Source organism: Streptomyces racemochromogenes (assembly GCF_044129415.1).
GTDB classification, from domain to species: Bacteria; Actinomycetota; Actinomycetes; order Streptomycetales; family Streptomycetaceae; genus Streptomyces; species Streptomyces racemochromogenes_A.
This window is the reverse complement of sequence record NZ_JBBDHD010000111.1, coordinates 1-22,407: the sequence shown is the minus strand read 5'-3', so window position 1 is coordinate 22,407 and position 22,407 is coordinate 1. Positions and strand designations below refer to the sequence as shown.

Genomic DNA, 22,407 nt, shown 5'->3' with positions numbered 1-22,407 from the left:
GGGGGGGGGGGGGGGGGGCCGGGGGGGGGGGGGGGGGGGGGGGGGGGGGGGGGGGGGGGGGGGGGGGGGGAAGGCGGGGGGGGGGGGGGGGGGGCGGGCGGCCGGGGGGGGCCGCCCCCCCCCCCCCCCGCCACGGCTCCTCTCGATGATGCCGACGGACAGCGCCGGGGCCGCTCCGGCGCCGGTCACCGTCCTGGAACGCTCCCTCGCCGACCTGTGGGACCGGACCGTCGCGGGCATGACCGGGGCCGCCCGCGCCGAGTTCCGGGCGACCATGGCGGACATGCTGGAGAGCTGGGTGTGGGAGGTGGAGAACCGGTCCCACCACCGCGTCCCGGACCCGGTGGACTACGCGGAGATGCGCCGCCGCACCTTCGGCTCACAACTGACCATGTACATGTGCCGGCTCGGTCACGGGGGCCGGGGTGTCCCGGAGGAGATCTACCGTTCGGGGACCGTCCGGTCGCTGGAGAACGCGGCCGCGGACATCGGCTGCCTCATCAACGACATCTTCTCCTACCAGAAGGAGGTGGAGTTCGAGGGCGACATGCACAACCACCTGGTCGTCACCCGCACCTTCTTCGACATCGGCTATCCCGAGGCGCTCCACATCTGTCACTCCCTCATGAAGCAGCGGGTGGAGGAGTTCCAGCACATCGTCGCGAACCTCCTGCCACGGCTCTGCGAGGACCGCGGGCTGGACGCGGAGGGCCGGGCCGGTCTCGACGCCTACGCGGACGAACTCCGGGACTGGCTGGCCGGGGTCCTCAACTGGCACCGGCGCGTGCGGCGTTATGGTGAGGACGAGCTACGCCGGCAGGGCGGCGGCGCACTGGCCGCCACCGTCCTGAGCAGCGGCTTCGGCATGGCGGCGGCGCGGATCGGGCTGCCCGTCTGAACCGGGCGGCGGGGGCGGTCCGCTCGCCCGCCCCCGCCGTTCAGAACTCGTCGGCGGTGTGCGGCAGCAGGCCGGTGCGCAGGGCCGCGTCCAGTGCCGCCGCCGCGCCCGGTGCGTGCTCGGCGACCAGGCCGGCGGCCACGAGTTCGGTGACCCGGGTCCCGCCCAGGTAGCAGGCGGCCAGGTCCCGTACGTCCAGGCTCAGGTCGGGGGAGGCGCGGGCGGTCTCGTACGTCGCCCCGCCCGGCCCCGCCTTGAGCCGGTACCGTCCGGCGTTGGACGGCAGCCGTGCGTCGCGCAGTTCGAGGACGAGTTCCACGGGGGCGGCCCACGCGCGGGCGGTCAGCGCCTCCTTGACGTCGGCCAGGCGCAGCCAGAGCGCCGGGAACTGGGCGGTGACCCTGACCTGGTCGCGGTCGGCGGCGAAGTGGAGCAGGGGGTCGTCGGCCGGGCGGCCCCAGGCACGGACGGTGCCGGTGAGGTCGAGGGAGGCCGCGTACGTCCAGAGGGCGGCGGCGACGGCCGGGGTGTCGGCCTCCAGTTCGTCGACGCGGACCAGGCCGGGGCTGCGGGTGCGCCCGTCGCCGTCCTCGTCCTCCTGCTTGGTGCGGTAGAGGAGGTAGCCGGCCGGCGGCTGTCCCGGATCCCCCAGGACGGCGATCCGGGGAGGGCCCAACTCCTCGTCGTCCTCGTCCTGTTCGCCGAGCCATTCCTCGGTCCACCGCGCGGGGCTGCGGTCGGGCCGGCCGGCCCGGCGGTGGCGGGCGGCCTCGTGGCAGGGGCCGACGACGGTGAGGGCGTCGGCGGGGTCGACGAGCCGCAGGGGGCGCGGGTCGGGGGTGATGCGCAGGGCGAGGGGGCGGGTGGAGTCGATCTCGACGGTGAGGCCCTGGGTGGCGGGGCCGAAGCCGAAGCGGCCGTAGATGGCGGCTTCGGAGGCCCACAGGCAGACGAGCGGGTTCCCCGCGGCCCGTGCGCGGCGCAGCCGTTCGTCCATGAGGGCGGTGAGGACGCCGCGCCGGCGGTGGGTGGGGGCGACGGAGACGAACGTCAGGCCGGGGCAGCCGAGTTCGGTACCGGGGACGGAGAGCCGGAAGGGGTGGGCCGCCATGAAGCCGACGAGGGTGTCCCCGTCGTAGGCGCCGAGGCGGTCGCAGAGGCGGAGCAGGGCGTGGTGGCGTGCGCGGCGTTCGGGACCGGGCCGGTCGTGGAAGGCCAGGTAGGCGTGCTCCTGGGCGCGGGCGATGTCGTCCTCGGGTACCTCGCGGATGTCCACCATGATCAGGAGACTAATCGGTCATCGCGGACGGCTCGCACCATAGTGGCTTGATCTGTGCGAACTCAGGATGCGGTGGCCCGGAGGGATCCGGTGGTCTTGCCTCCGGGTTCGCTGAGGTAGCAGATGAGGCGGCGGTCGCCCGCCTTCCAGCCGTCGGCCGCCGGGCCGTAGAAGTACTCCGTCAACGTGGCCGAGAGTTTCGCGTGGGGGCCCACGTAGCGGGTGAGGGTGGCGCCGCCGCACTTCTCGCGGGCGATGCGCAGGAGTCCGCCCTCGCCGGGGTACGGCCCGTCGGGCAGGGTGAGGACGGCGTACGCCTCCGACTGGTGGGGTTCGCCGCAGGGGACGACGTCCACGGACAGGGGCCCCTGGGTCACCTGGCCGGTCTTGTAGTCCTTGGGGGCGGTACTGGCGTTGAAGCAGTCGCCCGCCGTGAGCTCGTCCGTGTCGCCGGAGGGCGCGGCCGCGTAGGCCCGGCCGGCCCCGGAGATCCCGAGGAGCAGCACGAGGGCGAGGGCCGCGCCGTGGGCGGCGCGGGTGCACGGTGATCGGGGCGGTCTGGACATGGGCGCGGCTCTCCTTGCACTGGGGCGCGAGACGCGGCGGCCGCTGCGCTTCCCACGCTACTCCCGCACCGGCTCCGGGGCCCGCCGGGAGCCGGGGCCGCTCCAGTCGGCCGGGATCCGGCCGAGGCGGACCCGCTGGGGGTGGTCGCCGACGGGGACGGAGACCCGCTTGGCCCCGGTGGCGAAGTCGATGGCGGTGACCCGGTCGGCGCCGCTCTCGGAGATGACGCAGCCCTTGCCGTCGCCGTCGACGGTGGCCCAGTAGGGCTTGTCGGCGGGGATCAGCGGGCCTTCGGCGAGGGTGGCGCGGTCCACGACGGTGGCGTAGTCGTCCATGGTGCCGGCGACGCAGAGCTTGCCGCCGTCGGGGCTCACGGACAGGCCGTGGTGGCGGGAGTCGTTGACCCAGGTGGTGCGGTCGGTGCTGGTGGCGGGGTTCTCGGGGAGGGTCTTGATCCGGGTGATCCGGTCGGTGGCGACGTCGTACTCGACGATGCCGTTGAAGAAGGAGACCTGGAAGTAGAGCGTGGACTCGTCGGGGGTGAAGACCATGGGGCGGACGGCGTCGGAGAGGTCCCTCCGGCCGAAGGCGTCGAGGCGTGCGCGCATGTCGACGGTCCGGACGGTGCGGAAGGTCTGCGCGTCGACGACGGTCAGCTTGCGGTCACCCTTCGTCCAGTCCAGCCAGGGTGCGTCGAGGGCGGAGGTGACGTCCCCGATGGAGCTGTTCCACAGGAGGCGGCCGCCCTGGGTGAAGGTGTTCTCGTGCGGCTTGTCTCCGGTGGCGAAGGAGCCGACCTGGCGGCCGGTGGCTATGTCGAGGACGTGCACGGTGTTGGCGGTGGAGGCGGAGACGGCCACCCGGGTGCCGTCGGGCGAGACGGCCATGTGGTCGGAGCGGTAACCGGCGACCGGGAAGCGCCAGTTGACGCGGCCCGTGCGCAGGTCGACGGAGACGACGTCGGCGAAGCTGGGGCGGGAGACGACCACCGCCGTGCCGTCGGGGGTGGTGTACATGTCGTCGGCGAACTGGTCGTGGCCCTCGCCGGCCGTGGCGCGGATGCCGAGGAAGTAGCCCAGTCTGACCGGGTTGAGGTAGATCTCTCGGAGCCGTTCCTCCTTGTCGGGGATCACGTCGATCCGGCCGACGCGGGCGAGGTCGCCGGTGGAGGCGAGGACGTCGGCGGTGCCCTCCCAGTTGTTGCCGACGAGGAGCACCTCCCGCAGCCCGGGTTCGGCGGCGGGCTCCGGCCGGGGGGATGCGGCGGCGGCCGGGCCCAGTGCGGCCGCGAGTCCCGCCAGCGCCAGGGCGCAGGCGAGGCGGAGGGTGCGTGAAGGGGTGCGACCGTACCGGGACATCCGCTCAACTCCGTTGCGAAGAAGCTCCGTTACCGGCCGGTAAAATAGGCGGCACGCGAAGAAGGCGCAACCCCCGGGAGGGTGCGCCTTCGGTCGTGCCCGGGTTCCGCGTGCTCAGGCGACGGAGCCGATGCGGCCGATCACGGTGTTCGAGGAGTCGCGGTGGATCGGGATGTGCGCGCCGGTCAGTGCCGCGCCGGTGCCGCCGCGGCGGTTCGCCACGATCTCGGCGGCGATGGACAGCGCGGTCTCCTCCGGGGAGCGGGCGCCCAGGTCCAGGCCGATCGGGGAGCGCAGCCGGGCCAGTTCGAGCTCGGTGACGCCGACCTCGCGCAGTCGCTTGTTGCGGTCCTCGTGGGTGCGCCGCGATCCCATGGCGCCGACGTAGGCGACGGGCAGCTTGAGGGCCAGTTCGAGGAGCGGGACGTCGAACTTGGCGTCGTGGGTCAGGACGCACAGGACGGTACGGGCGTCGGTGCCGCCGGACTCGGCCTGGGCCTGGAGGTAGCGGTGCGGCCAGTCGACGACGATCTCGTCCGCCTCGGGGAAACGCTTCTTCGTGGCGAACACGGGCCGGGCGTCGCACAGCGTCACGTGGTAGCCGAGGAACTTCCCGATCCGCACCAGGGCGGAGGCGAAGTCGATGGCACCGAAGACGATCATCCGCGGGGGCGGGACGCTGGACTCGACGAGGACCTTGAGGGGCTCGCCGCAGAGCCGGCCGTCGGCGCCGATCTCCAGCACGCCGGTCCTGCCGGCGTCCAGCATGGCGCGGGCCTCCTCGGCGATGGTGCGGTCCAGCTCGGGGTGGCCGCCGAAGCCGCCCTCGAAGGTGCCGTCGCCGAGGACGACCAGGGCGCGGCCCCTGAGCTCGGCCGGGCCCTCGGCGATCCGGGCCAGGGCGGCCGCCTCGCCGTTCGCCGCGGCGCGCAGGGCGGTGGCCAGGGCCTCTCGCCGAGGGGAGCCCACGGGCACCGGGGTGACCAGGATGTCGATGATCCCGCCGCAGGTCAGACCCACGGCGAAGGCGTCGTCGTCGCTGTAGCCGAAGCGCTCCCGGACGGTCTCGCCGTCCTCCAGCGCCTGCCGGCACAGGTCGTACACCGCGCCCTCCACGCAGCCGCCGGAAACCGAGCCGATGGCCGTGCCCTCCGCGTCGACGGCGAGGGCGGCTCCGGGCTGCCGGGGCGCGCTGCCGCCCACCGCCACCACCGTGGCGACGGCGAAGTCACGTCCCTGCTCGACCCACCGGCTCAGTTCTTCGGCGATGTCCAGCATGTGCGGCCTCCTCGGAGGTTCGGATTCCAGTATGGGTTGCGTGAAGGGGGGTGACCCGACCGGCACCGGGCCGCGGGGGCCGGGTGCCGATCGGGTCGGTACCGATCTTCGCCGGACTACTTGACGCCGAGCCACGCCTCGATGGGGTGGAGGGCGAAGAAGACCAGGAAGACGGCGGTGAGCGCCCACATGAACCCGCCGATTTCGCGGGCCTTGCCCTGCGCGACCTTGATCGCCACGTAGGAGAGGACACCGGCCGCGACACCGGGGGTGATCGAGTAGGTGAAGGGCATGATCACGACGGTCAGGAAGACCGGGATCGCGGTCGCGCTGTCGGCCCAGTCCACGTGGCGGGCGTTCTGCATCATCATCGCGCCGATGACGACCAGCGCGGCGGAGGCGACCTCGCCCGGCACGATCTGGGTGATCGGGGTGAAGAAGAGGCAGGCGGCGAAGAGCAGACCGCTGACGACGGAGGCGAGGCCCGTGCGGGCGCCCTCGCCGACACCGGTGGCGGACTCGACGAAGACGGTCTGGCCGGAGCCGCCCGCGATGCCGCCGATGGCGCCACCGGCACCGTCGATGAACAGCGCCTTGGACAGGCCCGGCATGCGGCCCTGGGAGTCGGCCAGCTTGGCCTCGGTGCCGACGCCGATGATGGTGGCCATGGCGTCGAAGAAGCCGGCGAGCACGAGGGTGAAGACGATCATGCCGACCGTCATGACGCCCACGTCGCCCCAGCCGCCGAACTCGACCTTTCCGAAGAGCGAGAAGTCGGGCATCGAGATCGCGGAGCCGTCGAGGACCGGCGGACCGTTCTTCCACGCCTTGGGGTCGATGTCGACGACGGCGTTGACGATGGCCGCGATGACGGTGCCGCCGACGATGCCGATCAGGATCGCGCCCGGGACCTTGCGGGCCTGGAGCATGAAGATCGCCAGCAGGGTGATGCAGAAGATCAGGACCGGCCAGCCGGCGAGCTCGCCGACCGAACCAAGCTGGACGGGGGGACCGAACTCGGGGCCCTTGCCGACGAAGCCGGCCTTCACGAGACCGATCAGGGCGACGAACATGCCGATGCCCATGGTGATCGCGTGCTTGAGCGCGAGCGGGATCGCGTTCATGATCATTTCCCGGAGGCCGGTGACGACCAGGAGACAGATCACGACGCCGTACATGACGCACATGCCCATGGCCTGCGGCCAGGTCATCTGCGGGGCGACCTGCGAGGACAGGACACCCGAGACGGACAGGCCGGCGGCGAGGACCAGCGGGACCTTGCCGATGAAGCCCATCAGGAGGGTGGTCGCGGCGGCCGCGAAGGCCGTGGCCGTGATCAGGGCCTTCTGGCTCATCGTGTCTCCGGCGACGTCCTTGCCGGAGAGGATCAGCGGGTTGAGCAGGAGGATGTACGCCATCGCCATGAAAGTCGTGACGCCGCCACGAATTTCGGTGCCGATGCTCGACCCTCTATGGGTGATGTGAAAGTAGCGGTCGAGCCAAGAACGCCCCGCGGGGTTCAGAGTGCCGTCGCCGGCCTCTTCCGCGGTGGTCTTGGGCTCCACAGACGACTGGGTCATGGTGCCTGACTCCCAAGGTTCAAAGGGGCACCCGCATGAAGATTGGAGACGCGGGATTTGGGAAACTGCGTTGGCTGCACGACCCGGGGTGACGGCCCGAGGCGACGCGAAAGGTGCACTGCGTGTACTGCGGGTAGTGCGGGGGTGACCGCTGGTACTACGTGGGGGTTCTCGCAGGGGTACTGCGGGTGAAGCTGACCGCGAGCGGTGCGGTTACTTCGGTGCTCCGGGCGGTGTGGCGGCAAGTGTGACGTTCCCGTGTCACACCGCCCGGAGAGTCCGAGGGGGTCCGGGGGCCTGGGCCCCCGGACCGCGCCGTCCTAAAGGGTCCCGGTGAGGGCTTCCGGACGGATCGGCGTCTTGTTGAGCTCCAGCCCGGTCGCCGCCCGGATGGCCGCGAGGACGGCCGGGGTGGACGACAGGGTCGGGGCCTCGCCCAGACCGCGCAGGCCGTACGGCGCGTTCGGGTCGGCGAGCTCCAGGACGTCGACCGGGATGGTCGGGGTGTCGAGGATGGTCGGGATCAGGTAGTCCGTGAAGGAGGGGTTGCGCACCTTCGCGGTCTTCGGGTCCACGATGATCTCTTCCATGACCGCCACGCCGAGACCCTGCGTGGTACCGCCCTGGATCTGGCCCACCACGGAGAGCATGTTCAGCGCCTTGCCGACGTCCTGGGCGGTCGCCAGCTCGACGACCTTGACCAGGCCGAGCTCGGTGTCCACCTCGACCACCGCGCGGTGCGCGGCGAAGGTGTACTGGACGTGGCCGTCGCCCTGGCCGGTGACCAGGTCGAACGCGACGGTCGGCCGGTGACGGAATTCGAGTTCGAGGTCGATGGCCTCGCCCTCCAGGATGTCGGCGATGTCCGCGAGGACCTCCCCGCCGTCCGTGACGACCTTGCCGCCCTCCAGGAGGAGCTCCGCGTGGGCCCACGCCGGGTGGTACGAGCCGTTCTTGCGGCGGCCCATCTCCAGCAGCGCCTCGCGCACGGCCTCACAGGTGTTCTTCACGGCGCCACCGGTCATGTACGTCTGCCGCGAGGCGGACGTGGAACCGGCGGAGCCGACCTGCGTGTCGGCCGGGTGGATGGTCACCTGCGTGACACCGAGCTCGGTGCGGGCGATCTGCGCGTGGACGGTGACACCGCCCTGGCCGACCTCCGCCATGGCCGTGTGGACCATCGCGACGGGCTCGCCGTTGATGACCTCCAGGCGCACGCGGGCGGTGGAGTAGTCGTCGAAGCCCTCGGAGAAGCCGACGTTCTTGATGCCGACCGCGTAGCCGACACCGCGGACGACGCCCTCGCCGTGCGTGGTGTTGGACAGGCCGCCCGGCAGGGCGCGCAGGTCCGCGGCCTCGCCGGCGGTCTCCCACTGGCGCTCCGGCGGCAGCGGGCGGGCCTTGACCCGGCGCAGCAGCTCGGCGACCGGGGCCGGGGAGTCCACGACCTGGCCGGTGGGCATGATGGTGCCCATCTCCATGGCGTTCAGCTGGCGGAACTCGACCGGGTCCATGCCCAGCTTGGCCGCGAGCTTGTCCATCTGGGCCTCGTACGCGAAGCAGGCCTGGACGGCGCCGAAGCCGCGCATGGCGCCGCAGGGCGGGTTGTTCGTGTAGAGCGCGATCGCCTCGATGTCCACGTCGTCGATGACGTACGGACCCACCGAGAGGGAGGACGCGTTGCCGACGACGGCCGGGGAGGCCGAGGCGTAGGCACCGCCGTCGAGCACGATCCTGCACTTCATGTGCGTGATCTTGCCGTCCTTGGTGGCGCCGTGCTCGTACCAGAGCTTCGCCGGGTGGCGGTGCACGTGGCCGAAGAAGGACTCGAACCGGTTGTAGACGATCTTGACCGGCTTGCCCGTGGCCAGCGCCAGGAGGCAGGCGTGGATCTGCATCGAGATGTCCTCGCGGCCGCCGAAGGCACCGCCGACGCCGGAGAGCGTCATGCGCACCTTCTCCTCGGGCAGGCCGAGGACGGGGGCGATCTGCTTGAGGTCCGAGTGCAGCCACTGGGTGGCGACGTAGAGGTCGACGCCGCCGTCCTCGGCGGGTACGGCGAGGCCGGACTCCGGTCCGAGGAAGGCCTGGTCCTGCATGCCGAAGGTGTACTCGCCCTCGACGATCACGTCGGCCCGCTTGCGGGCCTCCTCCACGTCGCCGCGGATGATCGGCTGGCGGTGCACGATGTTCGGGTGCGGGACGTGACCGGAGTGGTGGTCGTCGCGGCCCGGGTGGATCAGCGGCGCGTCGGCGGCGAGGGCGGAGGCCTCGTCCGTGACGAGCGGCAGCTCCTTGTAGTCGATCTTGATCTTGGCGGCCGCGCGGCGGGCGGTCTCCGGGTGGTCGGCGGCCACGAGGGCGACCGGCTCACCGTGGTGGCGTACCCGGCCGTTGGCCAGGACGGGGGTGTCCTGGATCTCCAGACCGTAGTTCTTCATCTCGGCCGGCAGGTCGTCGTACGTCAGGACCGAGTAGACGCCCGGCATGGCCAGGGCCTCGGAGATGTCGATGGAGACGATCTCGGCGTGGGCGACGGTGCTGCGCAGGGTCTGGCCCCAGAGCATGTCCTCGTGCCACATGTCCGAGGAGTACGCGAACTCACCGGTGACCTTGAGGGTTCCGTCCGGGCGCAGCGTCGACTCGCCGATGCCGCCCTTGGTGTGCTTCTGGGTGACGTTCGTCGGGGTCCCGGAAGGCGTGGTGCGGGTGTTGGCCATGATCAGACAGCCTCTCCCTGACGGGCGGCCGCGAGGCGGACCGCGTCGAGGATCTTCTCGTAGCCCGTGCAGCGGCAGAGGTTGCCGGACAGGGCCTCACGGATGTCCTGGTCGGACGGGGACGAGTTGCTCTCAAGCAGCGCGTCGGCCTGCACGAGCAGACCCGGGGTGCAGAAACCGCACTGGACGGCGCCGGCGTCGATGAACGCCTGCTGGATGTTGGAGAGCTCCACGCCCTCGCCGGTCTGGGAGTCGGTGCCCTTGGCGGACCACTGCCTGGCCTCGTCCGTGGACACGCCCTTGCCGCCGCCGCAGGCGCCGGTGCCACAGGCGTGGCCGTGCTCCTCGCGCTGCTTGGCGAAGTCCGCCAGGCCCTCGACGGTCACGACGTCGCGGCCCTCGACCTGGCCGGCCGCGACCAGGCAGGAACAGACCGGCACGCCGTCGAGGCGGACGGTGCAGGAACCGCACTCGCCCTGCTCACACGCGTTCTTCGAGCCGGGCAGGCCCAGGCGCTCACGCAGCACGTAGAGGAGGGACTCGCCCTCCCAGACGTCGTCGGCTTCCTGCGGACGACCGTTGACGGTGAAATTGACGCGCATGGTTACGCAGCCCCTTCAAGCGAGCGGCCGTTGGTGCCGCGGTACTGCTCCCAGGTCCAGACGAGCTGGCGGCGAGCAAGGATGCCAACCGCGTGACGGCGGTACTTCGCCGTGCCGCGGACGTCGTCGATCGGGTTGCACGCGGCGGACGCGAGCTCACCGAACTGCTTGGCGATCGACGGGGTGATGACCTTGCCGTTGTCCCAGAAACCGCCCTCTTCGAGCGCGGCGTTCAGGAACTCCTCGGCGGCCTTCGCCCGGACCGGGGTCGGGGCGGCCGAGCCGATGCCCGTACGGACCGTGCGGGTGTCGGGGTGGAGCGCGAGGCCGAAGCCGCACACGGCGATGACCATCGCGTTGCGGGTGCCGACCTTCGAGTACTGCTGGGGCCCCGTGGCGTTCTTGATGTGGACCGACTTGATCAGCTCGTCGGCGGCGAGCGCGTTGCGCTTGACACCGGTGTAGAACTCGTCGATCGGGATCAGGCGGGAGCCGCGTACGGACTCCACCTCGACCTCGCAGCCGGCGGCCAGCAGGGCGGGGTGGGAGTCACCGGCGGGCGAGGCGCAACCGAGGTTGCCGCCGACACCGCCGCGGTTGCGGATCTGCGGGGACGCGACCGTGTGCGAGGCGAGCGCGAGACCCGGCAGCGTACCGCGCAGGTTCTCCATGATCTGGGTGTACGGAACGGAGGCGCCCAGCTTGGTGACCTCCTCGCCTACCTCCCACTCCCGCAGCAGCTCGATGCGGTTGAGGTCCAGGAGGTATTCCGGACGGCGGTGGTCGAAGTTGATCTCGACCATGATGTCGGTGCCACCCGCAATCGGCACAGCTGTGGGGTACTCGGCCTTGGCGGCGAGTGCCTCCTCCCAGCTGGCGGGGCGAAGGAAGTCCATGTGCGGCTCTCTTCTTCTTAGTCGGGCCGTTCACTTCAAGCCAGGAGGCCTAGGGGCCCTCGACTGGTCGTTCACGTGCTGTTAACGCGGTGTGGAGCCAGTACACAAGCCCGGGGCCCCGGGGTGCAGTCACCGAAACCATGAAGCAGTTGGCTGGGCACCTCCCTCGTCTTGTAGATTCGTATGAAAGGCAGGATGCGACGACCTGCCCGATTTCCAACGGCAACATTCGAGACAGATCGGCGGCGACATCATGCGGCTGCGCGCACTGCTGGAAACCGAGGCGCTGGGACTGCGGCTGCTGGGCGGCGAGGAAGAACTCGACCGGACGGTCCGCGGGGTCATGACGACCGACCTGAGGGATCCCAGCCGATATCTCTCCGGAGGAGAACTCGTCCTCACCGGCCTGGCATGGCGAAGAAATTCAGCCGACTCCGAGCCTTTCGTACGAATTCTCGCGAGCGCGGGCGTGGCCGGTCTCGCGGCCGGCGAGGCGGAACTGGGCGACATCCCCGACGATCTCGTTTCAGCCTGTCGGCGCAACCGGCTCCCGCTGTTCGCGGTGAACGAGGACGTTGCATTCGCCACCATCACCGAGTACGTGGTGCGGCAGGTCTCCGGCGAGCGTGCGGGGGACCTGGCGGCGGTCGTCGACCGGCACCGGCGGCTGATGACCTCGGGGCCGGCGGGCGGCGGTCCCGATGTGGTGCTGGATCTGCTCACCACGGACCTCGATCTGCGGGCCTGGGTGCTCTCGCCGACCGGCCGGCAGATCGCCGGGGCGGGCGAGCCCCTGGCCCCGGGCATCTGCGCGACGCTGGCCGGCGAACACCTCGCGGCGGTCCGGACCGGCCGCAGGGGCCCGCACCGGCTGTCCATCCAGGGTATTACCTACTCGCTCTTCCCGATCAGGGGAGCGGGCCGGGGCCAGGGCCCCGGCGCCCGCGACGTGCGGGAGAGCGTCCTGTCCGACTGGCTGCTGGCCGTCGAGGCCGACGCGGGCGACTGGCCCGCCGAGCGGCTCGACCTGCTCCAGGGCGTCACCCAGCTGATCGCCGTCGAGCGGGACCGCCGCGACGCGGCCCGTACGGTGCGCCGCCGGCTGGCGCAGGAGGTGCTGGAGCTGGTCCAGACGGGCGCTCCGCCCGCGGAGATCGCCGCCCGCCTGCGGGTCGCCGCGCCGGTGCTGCTGCCCGGCCTGGGCTCCGCCCCGCACTGGCAGGTCGTGGTGGCACGGGTGGACTGGGAGGGCGGGGACATCCCCGGCGGCCCGGTCGCCCAGTCGCTGCTGGAGGAGATCCTCGTCGACCCGTCGCTGTCCGGACCGGAGCCGTCCGACCGGATCGCGGTGGCCCACGCGGGTGACGAGGCCATCGCCCTGGTGCCGCTGCCCGCACTCCCCGGCGACTCCGGCGAGGACAAGGGCCCGGACTCCGCCCTCCACGCCGACGCGCTGCTGACGTCCGTCCGGGAGCCGCTGGCGGCCGGTCTGGCCGAGGACGGCCGGCTCACCCTGGGCGTCAGCGCGGCCGTGCACTCCGCCGAGGGGCTGCGCGGGGCACTGGAGGAGGCCCGGCACGCCCGCCGGGTCGCCGCCGCCCGTCCCGGCCGGGTCTGCGCCGCGGGCCACCACGAGCTCGCCTCGCACGTGCTGCTGCTGCCGTTCGTCCCGGACGACGTGCGCCGCGCCTTCACGGCCCGGCTGCTGGACCCCCTGCGGGACTACGACCGCCGGCACCGCGCGGAGCTCATCCCGACGCTGGAGGCGTTCCTCGACTGCGACGGCTCCTGGACCCGCTGCGCGACGCGCCTGCACCTCCACGTCAACACGCTGCGCTACCGGGTCGGGCGAATCGAGCAGCTGACGGCGCGCGACCTCTCCCGCCTGGAGGACAAGCTGGACTTCTTCCTGGCACTGCGCATGAGCTGACCAAACGGGCGCGAAGGGGCCGGACGGGGGCCGCTGACGAACCGTCCGGACTTTGTGAAAGAGTTCACCCGACCCCTTGGCCGAGGCAGCCGATCCGTGCTCTCATTTCGCCCCAGGGCTCAACGACGTGCTGCTTGGTTGCTTCGGGGAGGGCAATGTGGCGGATACCGCCATGTCCGGTGCGGGATCAACGGGGGGCGACGACCCCCTCCAGCGGGCGATATGGCGGCTGCGCTCGCGCGGCTGTTGGACGGACGCGGCGGCCCTGCTGACGCCGTACGCGCACGAGGCCGGGGCGGCGGTCCAGCGGACCGCGCTCCTGGTGGAACGGTGCCTGTTCACCGGGCAGGGGTGGGCCGAGGCGGAGGACGCGCTCCGGGCGGCGGAGGCCACGGCCCGGGACGACGACGAGCGCGGGGCGGCCGCCTGCGAGCGGGGCCACCTGGCCTACGCCGCGACCGTGCTCGGTGTACGGGACCGGGCGGACGAGGCCCGTTCGGCGCTCGGCCGGGCGGCGGCCCTGCTGTCCCCGACGTCGCGGACCCGGCCGCTGCTGGACTTCCGGCGGGGCCTGGTCGCCGAGCACCTGGCGGACGCCCCGCAGGCGGCCCGGCCGGCCTACCACCGCGCCCACGCGGGGGCGGAGGCCCACGGGGACGTGCTGCTGCTGTCCTTCACCTGGCGTCACCTGGCCGCGCTGTCCCTGCGGGACGGGGAGGTGGCCGAGGCCCGCAAGGGGTTCGCGGAGTCCCTGCGGATCCGGGAGGACCTGGGCTTCCTGGTCGGCACGGCCCCTGCGCTGGCCGCCCTCGCCGAGGTGGAGCCCGAGCCGGAGGCCTCGCGGCTGCGGGCGGAGGCGCGGAGGCTGTTCCACCTCCTGGGCGGCATCCCGACCTGGCTGGCGGACCAGCTCCGCCCGGCGGCCCCCTGACGCACCGCCCGCGCGGCTCGGCGCCGGGACGCCTCCCCGGCTTCGCGCCGCCGCGGACGGACTCCGTCCGCCGGTGCCCGCGCGGAACCGCCGACCGGGCGGAACTCCGGTGGCCGTTCCGCGGGCGAGGGGCCGCTACGCGGGACGGACTCCCCCACCCGCACGAAACCAACGGCCCGGGCGGAGCTCCGGTGGCCGTTCCGCGGGCGAGGGGCCGCTGCGCGGGGCGCGGCCGCCACGCGGCCGTCGCCCGTTGCCCAAAGGCTCCCGCCCCCGGAAACCGACGGGGGTGGCCCCGGCGCCTCATACGCGGCCGGGGCGGGACACGTCCGGCCCGGGCGGGGTGTGAGGCGGCACCGGGCGCGCAGCGCACGGGGGGTGTCCCCGGCGGTAGCCGGGGGAGGGTCCGGGCAGGCCCTACGCCCCCGCGAAGTGCTCGCGGACGAGGGACTCGACCACCGGGAGGTCCTGGGCGATCAGGGCCTCCAGGAGCGCCCAGTGCTCGGCCGCGTCGGCCACCAGGTCCGCGCACCGCACCCGCGGAACCCCCGGCAGCGGCCACTGCGCGCGCCGGTGCAGCTCCTCGGCGACCTGCACCAGCTGGCCGTTGTCCGTCAGCGACAGCACCGCGCGGTGGAAGGCCCGGTCCGCCTCCGCGTACGCCGGCAGGTCCCCGGCGGCGGCCGCCTCGGCGGTGGCGAGGGCGGCCGGGCGCAGCCCCTCCCAGGTGGCGGCCGGCACCGAGCGGGCCAGCCGGAGCATCACCGGCACCTCGATCAGGGCCCGCACCTCGGCCAGCTCGGCCAGGCTCCGCGCGGTCCGGGTCAGCACCCGGAAGCCCCGGTTGGGCAGGCATTCCACCGCCCCCTCCAGCGCCAGCTGCTGCATCGCCTCGCGGACCGGGGTCGCGGAGACACCGAACCGTTCGCCGAGCGCCGGGCCCGAGTAGATCTCCCCCGGCACCAGCTCGCCGTCGACCAGCGCGGCCCGCAGCGCGTCGAGGACCTGTCCGCGCACCGAATGGCGCAGCACCTTCTGTGCCGGTATCGCCGGCCGCACCGCCGGGCCGCCCGGCCGCGGCGGTTCCGCCGGTTCTGCCGGCTCCGTCGGTTCCGACACCAGGGCATGGGCCGCTCCGCGCACTCGGTCCTCCTCCGGGTCTCGACCGCATCCGAGGATAGGCGACGGCCCGGCGCGGACGGATCGACCGAGATCAGCTAAGGTAAGGCTACCCTTCCTCACCACGCACGATTCGGCGGTCCGTCATGTCCGGCTCGGCTCCCCCCGCCCCGCACCCGCCCGCACCCGCCGCGGCCGGCTCTCCCGTGGCACGCGCGTACGGGCGCCTGACGGCCGCCTACCCGGGCCTGCGGATCCACGAGCACGGCGCGCACGAACCCCTCCCCGCCGGTGGTGGCTGGGTCGGCGCGCACGAGCTCGCGGCGGGCGGCGGGGCACTCGACGCCCACCTCACCTGGGACGCGGATCAGGTCGTACGGGACTACGGGCGTCCGGCGCGGCCCGACGTCGCGGCCGGCTTCGGCCTGCACCGGTACGCCTGGCCGGCCTGCCTGCTGATCACCGTCCCGTGGTTCCTGGAGCGCCGGGTGCCCCGGCTTCCGGTGGACCGGGTGGCCTTCCACCGGACCGAGGGGCGGATGGCCGTGCGCGTCGACGAGTTCGCCTGCCTGCCCGGTGACCCCGCGGCGGCCCTCCCCGGCGCGCGGACCGTGGCCGGCGAGGAGGAGCTGCGCGAGGAGGTGCGGGCGGCGGTGGCCCAGCACCTCGGACCGCTGCTGGAGGGGTTCGGCCCGCGGATGCGGCGCGGCCCGCGCGCCCTGTGGGCCACCGCCACGGACGAGGTCGTCGAGGGCCTCTGGTACCTCGGGAGCCTGCTCGGGGAGGAGGCGCGGGCGGTGCGCGAACTGGAGCTGCTGCTGCCCGGCCCGCTCGCCCCGTACCCGGGCGGCGCTCGCTTCCGTACGCTCACCGGCCCCGGCGGCGGGGACCTCACCACCCGGGACCGGGCCGGCTGCTGCTTCTTCTACACGGTCCGCCCCGAGGACACGTGTACGACCTGCCCCCGCACCCGGGACGCCGAAAGGATCGCCCGGCTCACCGCCGCCGCCCGATGAACCCACCCCACCGGATGAAGCCGATTCGAACTCAACTCGCTATCTCCGAGCAGGAGTTCGAGCCACAACACCCTATCCGACGGGCCCGGGCCCCCGTTGGCGTCCACTTGACCCGAAACCCACGTGCACCACGCACCGGCTGCGCCACTATGTCGCCCGGAACGCCGCATACGCGAGGCAAGGGACAACCGCATGAGACTGACCGACATATCGCTGGACTGGCTGCTGCCCGGCAGCCTGTTGATCCTGGGCGTGCTTGCGGCAGTGGCGGTGCTGGCCCGGGGCAAGCGTGAGAGCGAGAAGGCCGCGGCCGACGACAGCTGGGAACGCAGCGAGGAGCGGCGGCGGCGCAAGGAGGCCGTCTACGGCACCGCTTCGTACGTCCTGCTCTTCTGCTGCGCGGCGGTGGCCGCCGCGCTCTCCTTCCATGGGCTGGTCGGCTTCGGCCGGCAGAACCTGAACCTCTCCGGCGGCTGGGAGTACCTGGTCCCCTTCGGCCTCGACGGCGCCGCCATGTTCTGCTCGGTGCTGGCCGTCCGCGAGGCCAGCCACGGTGACGCGGCCCTGGGCTCCCGGATGCTGGTCTGGCTGTTCGCCGGGGCGGCCGCCTGGTTCAACTGGGTCCACGCGCCCCGGGGTTCGGGCCACGACGGCGCCCCGCAGTTCTTCGCCGGGATGTCGCTCTCGGCGGCCGTCCTCTTCGACCGCGCGCTCAAGCAGACCCGCCGGGCGGCCCTGCGCGAGCAGGGCCTGATCCCGCGCCCGCTGCCGCAGATCCGCATGGTCCGCTGGCTGCGGGCCCCGAGGGAGACCTTCGGCGCCTGGTCGCTGATGCTGCTGGAAGGCGTCCGCACGCTCGACGAGGCTGTCGACGAGGTGCGCGAGGACAAGAAGGAGCGGGAGCAGGACCGCCACCGCAGGCGGGAGCAGCACCGTCTGGACCGCGCCCGCATCAAGGCGCTGGGCCGGCAGAACAGGGCGTTCGGGCGGGCCCGGGCGCGTCAGGTCGACCTGCCGGGGCTGACCCCCGGGACGGGCTCCGCGCGGGTCGGCGCGGAGCCGGCCATATCGGAACCGGGACAACTGCCCCTGCTCCCCCGGCTGCCGCTGGGAGGGACCCCCAAAAGGCCCTCCCTGCAGGCCGTGAACGCGGCCGAGGCCGCTGACCCGGCCGGACCCCGGACGGTGGACCTCACCGCCGAGGACGACACCCAGACGATCCCCCGACTCGACTCACTGGAGCGCAAACTGAAGGACCTGGAGCAGCAGTTCGGCTGACCGGCCACGCGGCCGGACCGGCACCGGTCCCCGGCGGGGCGGCCTTCGGGCGGCCCCGCCGACCCACGCCCGGAGTCGGCGCTCCGCTATCCGGCGTCCTCCAGCTCGAACCAGACCACCTTGCCCGGCCCCACCCCCATCGGGTCCACCCCCCAGGTGTCGGCGAGCGCCTCCACCAGGACCAGCCCCCGTCCGTGCGTACCGTCGTCGGCGGACGGTACGTACGGCCGGGGCCGGCGGGCGGCCCGGTCGCGGACCTCGACCCGTAATCGGGCGTCCTTGACGCTCGCGGACACCTCGGCACCCCCTTCCGTGTGGACGAGGGCATTGGTGACGAGCTCGGTGATCAGCAGTTCGGCCACGTGGGCCGTGTCGGCCCCGCAGCGGTGGCGGAGCAGCTCCCGCAGGTCCCTGCGGACCTGACCCACCGCCTTCAGATCGGCCCGGGGTACGCTGCGCGTCATCTCCGCACGGTCCTGGGACGGTTCGCGCGGCACCGGCCGGCCCCTCCGCCACGGCTTCCCGGTCTTCGCCCCCACGCGCACGGCGATATACCTCCCCGTATTCCAGTGCCTGGCTCTCGAACAGGCCTACGGGATGCATGCCCCCGGGGCGGGTTCACACTCCTTCGCCCTCATCCCGCGGGCACCTCGCACGGGCGGGATCCGGCCACCCTTCCCGGCCGGGCCGCCCCCGGCCCGACATGGCCCCGCTGTCGGATGGTGCGAATCCGGTCACCGCCCGGACACCGGTTCTCGGTGGAACCGACAGCGCACCGCCCTCCGGCACCCCGTCCACCAGAGCGGGCCACCGTGCCGCGGGGCGCGGCGGTCCGTGGGGCCGCCTGCCCGCGGCGGCCGGAAACCGGCAGGCGCCGGCCGCCCCCCGCGGACGGGGGCGGCCGAAGAGGGGCACTTTGACGGGTGCGCCGTACTGCACGGTGCGGAGGCAATCTCCGACCCCACCGAGAAACCGCCGTCGTCCGGCACCGGCACCCCTTGACGGCCCCGGTCACGCCTCCCAGACCGCGGCGGCCGTCCGGTCGTCGGCGTATCCCTTGAGGCGCAGCTGGGTGTCCGCGAGGAAGGCCGCCAGTCCCGGCGGGTCCCCCCGGGACCAGCGGGCGGCGAGCTCGGCCCCGAGCAGGCCCTCCTCGCGCATGGGGGCCGCGAGACCGCCGGAGCAGAGCAGCAGGGTGTCGCCCGGCCGGGCGACGGAGGCACGGAAGCGGAAGCCGGCGGCCCCGGCCGCGTCCTCCTCCAGGTCCTGCCAGCGGCCGCCGCGGAGCCGGAAGACCCCGCCCGCTCCGGCGCCGAAGCAGATCCGGTGGGGGCACTGGGGGTCCAGCGGCAGCAGCAGTCCGCGCAGCCCCGCCGTGTAGGCCTCCTGGTCCAGCCCGAGTTCGGCGGCCCGGGCCCGCAGCCGCCCGTAGCCCCGGTCGGTGAGCCGCTGGAGCCCCGAGAGCAGGGCCTCGCGGCGGCTCGCCCGGATGTCCTCGGCCAGCCGCTCCCGGCTGCGCCCCACGGCGGCCGCGACGGAGCGCCCCAGTTCGGCGGCGGCCTCCCGGGCCCCGGGGGCGGCGCGGTCCCCGCCGGCCAGGACCACCAGCACCAGGGCGTCGTCCCCGCTGCCGAAGCGGGCGGTGAGCAGGAAGTCCCGGCGGGCGTCGCCCCGGTAGCGGGCGGAGTCCCCGCGCAGCGAGGCGGCGCGCAGGGTGTAGGTGCCGTAGCGGGCCCCCTCCAGGACGGTGTCGGGGGTGAGGACGTCCAGTTCGGCCGGGTCGGCGGCGGGGAGCGCTCCCGGCTCGGCGGCGTAGGTCGGGGCCCGGTCCCCGAGGTGGGTCACCGCGGGCCGCCCGGCCGGCTCGGGCAGGGGCCCGGAACGGGGCTCCCGCCGCGTCTCCGGCGGTGCGGGCGGCACGGCCACGTCGCCCTCCGCGTACCCGGTGGCCCCGGTCACCCGCGGGTCGCGCGCGACCCGTCCGTCCGGCCCCGGCGGCACGGGCCCGGCGGGTTTGTCGAACCGCAGCGGCACGGGCGCGGGGGGTGTGTCGGACCGCGGCGGCACGGGGACCGTGTCCGGCTCCGGCGGCACCGGCGGGCGCGGCCCGCCCGGCCCCGGCGGTGCGGCGGCCCGGGAGGGTGGCGCCCCGGGCGGCGCCGGGGGCCCGGGCGCGGGGTCCGGGTTCCGGGGGCCGGGCAGCAGCGGGGGCTGCGAGGGCCGCGGTCCGGGCCCGGGCGGCGCCGGAGCGTCATCGCCCACCAGGACCGACGCCGAGCGGAAGCGCTGGTCCAGCGTGTCCCCCGGGTCGGGTCCGGACCCCGCGTCCGGGTCCTCGTACAGCTTCTGCCACCAGTCCTCCGCGCCCTGCTGACTCATGCCCTCATTGTCGGCCCCACCGGGCGGCGGAAAACCCCGAATGCACGAAAAGGTCCCCCCGGTCCGGCGGCGCCACCTTGGCAAACGGACGGCGGGTGCGGGGAAGATGGCCCGGAACGGCTGTGAGAGTGGGGTGGACGGGTTGCTGGGGGCAATAGGCCTGGACGAGGGCCAGGAGTCGGCGTACCGCGCGCTGGTCGCACTCGGGGCGGCGGAGGCGGCGGACCTGGCCCACCGGCTGACGCTGCCGCTCCCGCAGACCGAGCGGACCCTGCGGCAGCTGGAGCGGCACGGCCTGGCCGCCCGCTCCTCGGCCCGGCCCGGCCGCTGGGTGGCGGCGCCGCCGGAGGCGGCGCTGGGCGCCCTCCTGACCCGGCAGCGGCAGGAGCTGGAGCAGGCCGAGCTGGCCGCCGAGCTGCTGGCGCGGGAGTACCGGGTGGAGGCGGCGGACGCGGGCGTGGCCGACCTGGTGGAGGTGGTGACGGGGGCCAGCGCCGTCGCGCACCGCTTCCACCAGATCCAGCTGGGCGCCGTGGAGGAGGTGTGCGCACTGGCCAGCGCACGCCCGCTGGTCGTGTCGGGGATGGACAACGAGCCGACGGAGGAGGAGGCCGCCGTACGGGGCGTGGCGTACCGGGTGGTCATCGAGCGGGACGTCCTCGGCCTGCCGACGGGGATCCGGGAGGCGTCGACGGCACTGGTGCGGGGCGAACGGGTCCGGGTGACGGGCCGGGTCCCGACCAGCCTGGTCATCGCGGACCGCACCCTCGCCATGGTCCCCCTCACCGCGCGCGGCACGGAGCCGGCGGCGCTCGTCGTCCACGCCTCGGGCCTGCTGGAGTCCCTGCTGGGGCTGTTCGAGGCGGTCTGGCGCGAGGCCGTCCCGCTGCGGCTGGGGACGACCGGGGCGCCGGAGGAGTCGGGCGGGGTGCCGGACGCCACGGACCTGGAGATCCTGACCCTGTTGCTGGCCGGGATGACGGACTCCAGCGTGGCCAAGCACCTGGAGCTGGGCCTGCGCACGGTCCAGCGCCGGGTGAAGGGCCTGATGGAACTGGCGGGGGTGACCACGCGGCTCCAGCTCGGCTGGCACGCCTACGAACGGGGCTGGGTGGCCCGGTAGCACCGGCGCGCGGGTCCGCCCCAGCCGTTCCTGACGGGGCCGGATGATGCTCGGCCATGGCCGGACCCCACAAATCCGTGATCTTGAATCGATCGATGATGACGCTCATGAACCCGTTACCCGCTTGAAACAGTGGTGGGACGGACGGCCCGACCGGCTGTCGCATCACCACAAGGGGGAAGAGTCATGCGTACGGGCATCACCGAGGTCTGCGTGACCGGCCTGGGGGCCACCACCCCGCTCGGCGGGGACGCGGAGACGACCTGGCGGGCGATGCTGCGCGGCGAGAACGGCATCCGCGCCATCGAGGAGGACTGGGCGGCGTCGCTGCCCGTGCGGATCGCCGGGCGGGTGCGGCGGGACCCGGCCGAGGTGCTGGAGCGGGTCCGGGCCCGGCGCCTGGACCGGTGCGAACAGCTGGCGCTGGTGGCCGCCCGCGAGGCCTGGGCCGACGCGGGGCGCCCGGAGGTGGAGCCGGAGAGGCTCGCCGTGGTCGTCGGGACCGGGACCGGCGGGGCGCTGACCCTGCTCGGGCAGGACGACGTCCTGGAGGCGTCCGGGGTGCGCAAGGTCTCCCCGCACACGGTGCCGATGCTGATGGCCAACGGCCCGGCGGCGTGGGTGTCCATCGAGCTCGGCGCGCGGGGCGGCGCGCACACGCCGGTCAGCGCCTGTGCCTCCGGCGGTGAGGCCCTGGCGCTCGCCCTGGACCTGATCCGGCTCGGCCGGGCCGACGTCGTGGTGGCCGGCGGTACGGAGGCCTGCGTGCACCCGCTGCCGCTGGCCGGCTTCGCCCAGGCCAGGGCGCACTCGACGCGCAACGACGACCCCGCGGCGGCCTCCCGGCCCTTCGACAGCGGTCGCGACGGCTTCGTCATCGGCGAGGGCGCGGGGCTGCTGGTGCTGGAGCGGGCGGAGTTCGCGGCGGCGCGGGGGGCGCGGGCGTACGCCCGGCTGGCGGGGGCCGGGGTGACCTCGGACGCCCACCACATCACCGCCGCCCACGCGCCGGGACAGGTGCGCGCGATGCGGACGGCGCTGGAGGCGGCCGGGCTCGCCCCCGCCGACGTCGCGCTCGTGCTGGCGCACGCGACGTCGACGCAGGCGGGTGACCTGGTGGAGGCGCGGTCGGTCACCGAGGCCGTGGGGGCCCACGCCGCCGTGACGGCGACCAAGTCCATGACCGGGCACCTGTTCGGGGCCGCGGGTGCGGTGGGCGCCGTCGCGGCGGTGCGGGCGGTGTACGAGGGGGTGGTGCCGCCGACCCGCAACCTGGAGGTCCCGGATCCCGCGGTCGGCCTGGACGTGGTGGCGGGCGTGGCGCGACGGATGCCGGTGCCGGCGGCGCTGGCGAACGCGTTCGGCTTCGGCGGCCACAACGCCGCCGTGCTGTTCACCTCGGCCTGACCCCTGCCCGCCCGCGCCCGTCGCCTCCCCCGGCCACCGCCGGGGG

General features: G+C 73.8%; 18 protein-coding genes. 7 read left to right on the top strand and 11 right to left on the bottom strand.

Translation table 11 applies throughout. The features are described 5' to 3' along the window. Positions 1-148 precede the first annotated feature (148 nt). Positions 149-898, top strand: a complete 750-nt coding sequence (locus WDV06_RS29370; protein ID WP_395512827.1) for a terpene synthase family protein — start codon at positions 149-151, stop codon at positions 896-898. A gap of 40 nt (positions 899-938) precedes the next feature. Here the strand turns inward: WDV06_RS29370 and WDV06_RS29365 are convergent, their stop codons facing one another. The 8 genes from WDV06_RS29365 to WDV06_RS29330 all read right to left on the bottom strand — a co-directional run bounded on the left by WDV06_RS29365 (position 939) and on the right by WDV06_RS29330 (position 11,178). Further along, on the bottom strand, positions 939-2,177 hold the full coding sequence (locus tag WDV06_RS29365; protein WP_395512826.1) for a GNAT family N-acetyltransferase: 1,239 nt from the start codon (positions 2,175-2,177) through the stop codon (positions 939-941). A 62-nt stretch (positions 2,178-2,239) separates the two neighbouring features. Continuing rightward, positions 2,240-2,743, bottom strand: a complete 504-nt coding sequence (locus WDV06_RS29360) for a septum formation family protein (protein ID WP_395512825.1) — start codon at positions 2,741-2,743, stop codon at positions 2,240-2,242. A gap of 57 nt (positions 2,744-2,800) precedes the next feature. Beyond that, complete coding sequence (locus tag WDV06_RS29355; protein ID WP_395512824.1) at positions 2,801-4,102, bottom strand: YncE family protein; 1,302 nt, start codon at positions 4,100-4,102, stop codon at positions 2,801-2,803. Between the two features lie 114 nt (positions 4,103-4,216). Next, on the bottom strand, positions 4,217-5,380 hold the full coding sequence (locus tag WDV06_RS29350; RefSeq protein WP_395512823.1) for an XdhC family protein: 1,164 nt from the start codon (positions 5,378-5,380) through the stop codon (positions 4,217-4,219). A 116-nt stretch (positions 5,381-5,496) separates the two neighbouring features. Continuing rightward, positions 5,497-6,960 carry an NCS2 family permease gene (locus WDV06_RS29345; RefSeq protein ID WP_395512822.1) on the bottom strand — a complete coding sequence of 488 codons (1,464 nt, stop codon included), beginning with the start codon at positions 6,958-6,960 and terminating at the stop codon, positions 5,497-5,499. Positions 6,961-7,280: 320 nt separating this feature from the next. Then, positions 7,281-9,680, bottom strand: a complete 2,400-nt coding sequence (gene pucD, locus WDV06_RS29340; protein WP_395512821.1) for a xanthine dehydrogenase subunit D — start codon at positions 9,678-9,680, stop codon at positions 7,281-7,283. A 2-nt stretch (positions 9,681-9,682) separates the two neighbouring features. After that, entirely contained in the window at positions 9,683-10,282 is a 600-nt protein-coding gene (locus WDV06_RS29335) for a (2Fe-2S)-binding protein (protein ID WP_395512820.1), read from the bottom strand. Between the two features lie 2 nt (positions 10,283-10,284). Then, positions 10,285-11,178, bottom strand: coding sequence for an FAD binding domain-containing protein (locus WDV06_RS29330; RefSeq protein WP_045951909.1), 894 nt, complete (start codon positions 11,176-11,178; stop codon positions 10,285-10,287). A 253-nt stretch (positions 11,179-11,431) separates the two neighbouring features. On the opposite strand from WDV06_RS29330, the gene WDV06_RS29325 reads away from it, so the two are divergent. Together WDV06_RS29325 and WDV06_RS29320 are read left to right on the top strand one after the other, a co-directional pair. Continuing rightward, positions 11,432-13,108: a PucR family transcriptional regulator gene (locus WDV06_RS29325; protein WP_395512819.1), complete on the top strand. Its 1,677-nt coding sequence runs from the start codon at positions 11,432-11,434 to the stop codon at positions 13,106-13,108. A 157-nt stretch (positions 13,109-13,265) separates the two neighbouring features. Next, positions 13,266-14,039: a hypothetical protein gene (locus tag WDV06_RS29320; RefSeq protein ID WP_395512818.1), complete on the top strand. Its 774-nt coding sequence runs from the start codon at positions 13,266-13,268 to the stop codon at positions 14,037-14,039. Between the two features lie 417 nt (positions 14,040-14,456). Here WDV06_RS29320 and WDV06_RS29315 read toward each other — a convergent pair whose 3' ends face one another. After that, on the bottom strand, positions 14,457-15,098 hold the full coding sequence (locus tag WDV06_RS29315) for a GntR family transcriptional regulator (RefSeq protein WP_395512828.1): 642 nt from the start codon (positions 15,096-15,098) through the stop codon (positions 14,457-14,459). 206 nt (positions 15,099-15,304) lie between these two features. Here WDV06_RS29315 and WDV06_RS29310 point away from each other — a divergent pair, with 206 nt between their 5' ends. Both WDV06_RS29310 and WDV06_RS29305 read left to right on the top strand, forming a co-directional pair. After that, positions 15,305-16,174, top strand: a complete 870-nt coding sequence (locus WDV06_RS29310) for a (2Fe-2S)-binding protein (protein WP_395512817.1) — start codon at positions 15,305-15,307, stop codon at positions 16,172-16,174. Between the two features lie 192 nt (positions 16,175-16,366). Beyond that, complete coding sequence (locus WDV06_RS29305; protein ID WP_395512816.1) at positions 16,367-17,452, top strand: DUF2637 domain-containing protein; 1,086 nt, start codon at positions 16,367-16,369, stop codon at positions 17,450-17,452. Positions 17,453-17,538: 86 nt separating this feature from the next. Here the strand turns inward: WDV06_RS29305 and WDV06_RS29300 are convergent, their stop codons facing one another. Further along, the gene (locus WDV06_RS29300) at positions 17,539-17,916 is read right to left on the bottom strand and encodes an ATP-binding protein (RefSeq protein ID WP_395512815.1); all 378 of its coding nucleotides are present in this window, start codon (positions 17,914-17,916) and stop codon (positions 17,539-17,541) included. A gap of 547 nt (positions 17,917-18,463) precedes the next feature. Then, positions 18,464-19,831: a protein phosphatase 2C domain-containing protein gene (locus tag WDV06_RS29295; RefSeq protein ID WP_395512814.1), complete on the bottom strand. Its 1,368-nt coding sequence runs from the start codon at positions 19,829-19,831 to the stop codon at positions 18,464-18,466. Between the two features lie 142 nt (positions 19,832-19,973). Here WDV06_RS29295 and WDV06_RS29290 point away from each other — a divergent pair, with 142 nt between their 5' ends. Continuing rightward, entirely contained in the window at positions 19,974-20,954 is a 981-nt protein-coding gene (locus WDV06_RS29290) for a helix-turn-helix domain-containing protein (protein WP_395512813.1), read from the top strand. A gap of 186 nt (positions 20,955-21,140) precedes the next feature. Further along, complete coding sequence (locus WDV06_RS29285) at positions 21,141-22,361, top strand: beta-ketoacyl-[acyl-carrier-protein] synthase family protein (RefSeq protein WP_395512812.1); 1,221 nt, start codon at positions 21,141-21,143, stop codon at positions 22,359-22,361. Positions 22,362-22,407: the final 46 nt, after the last annotated feature.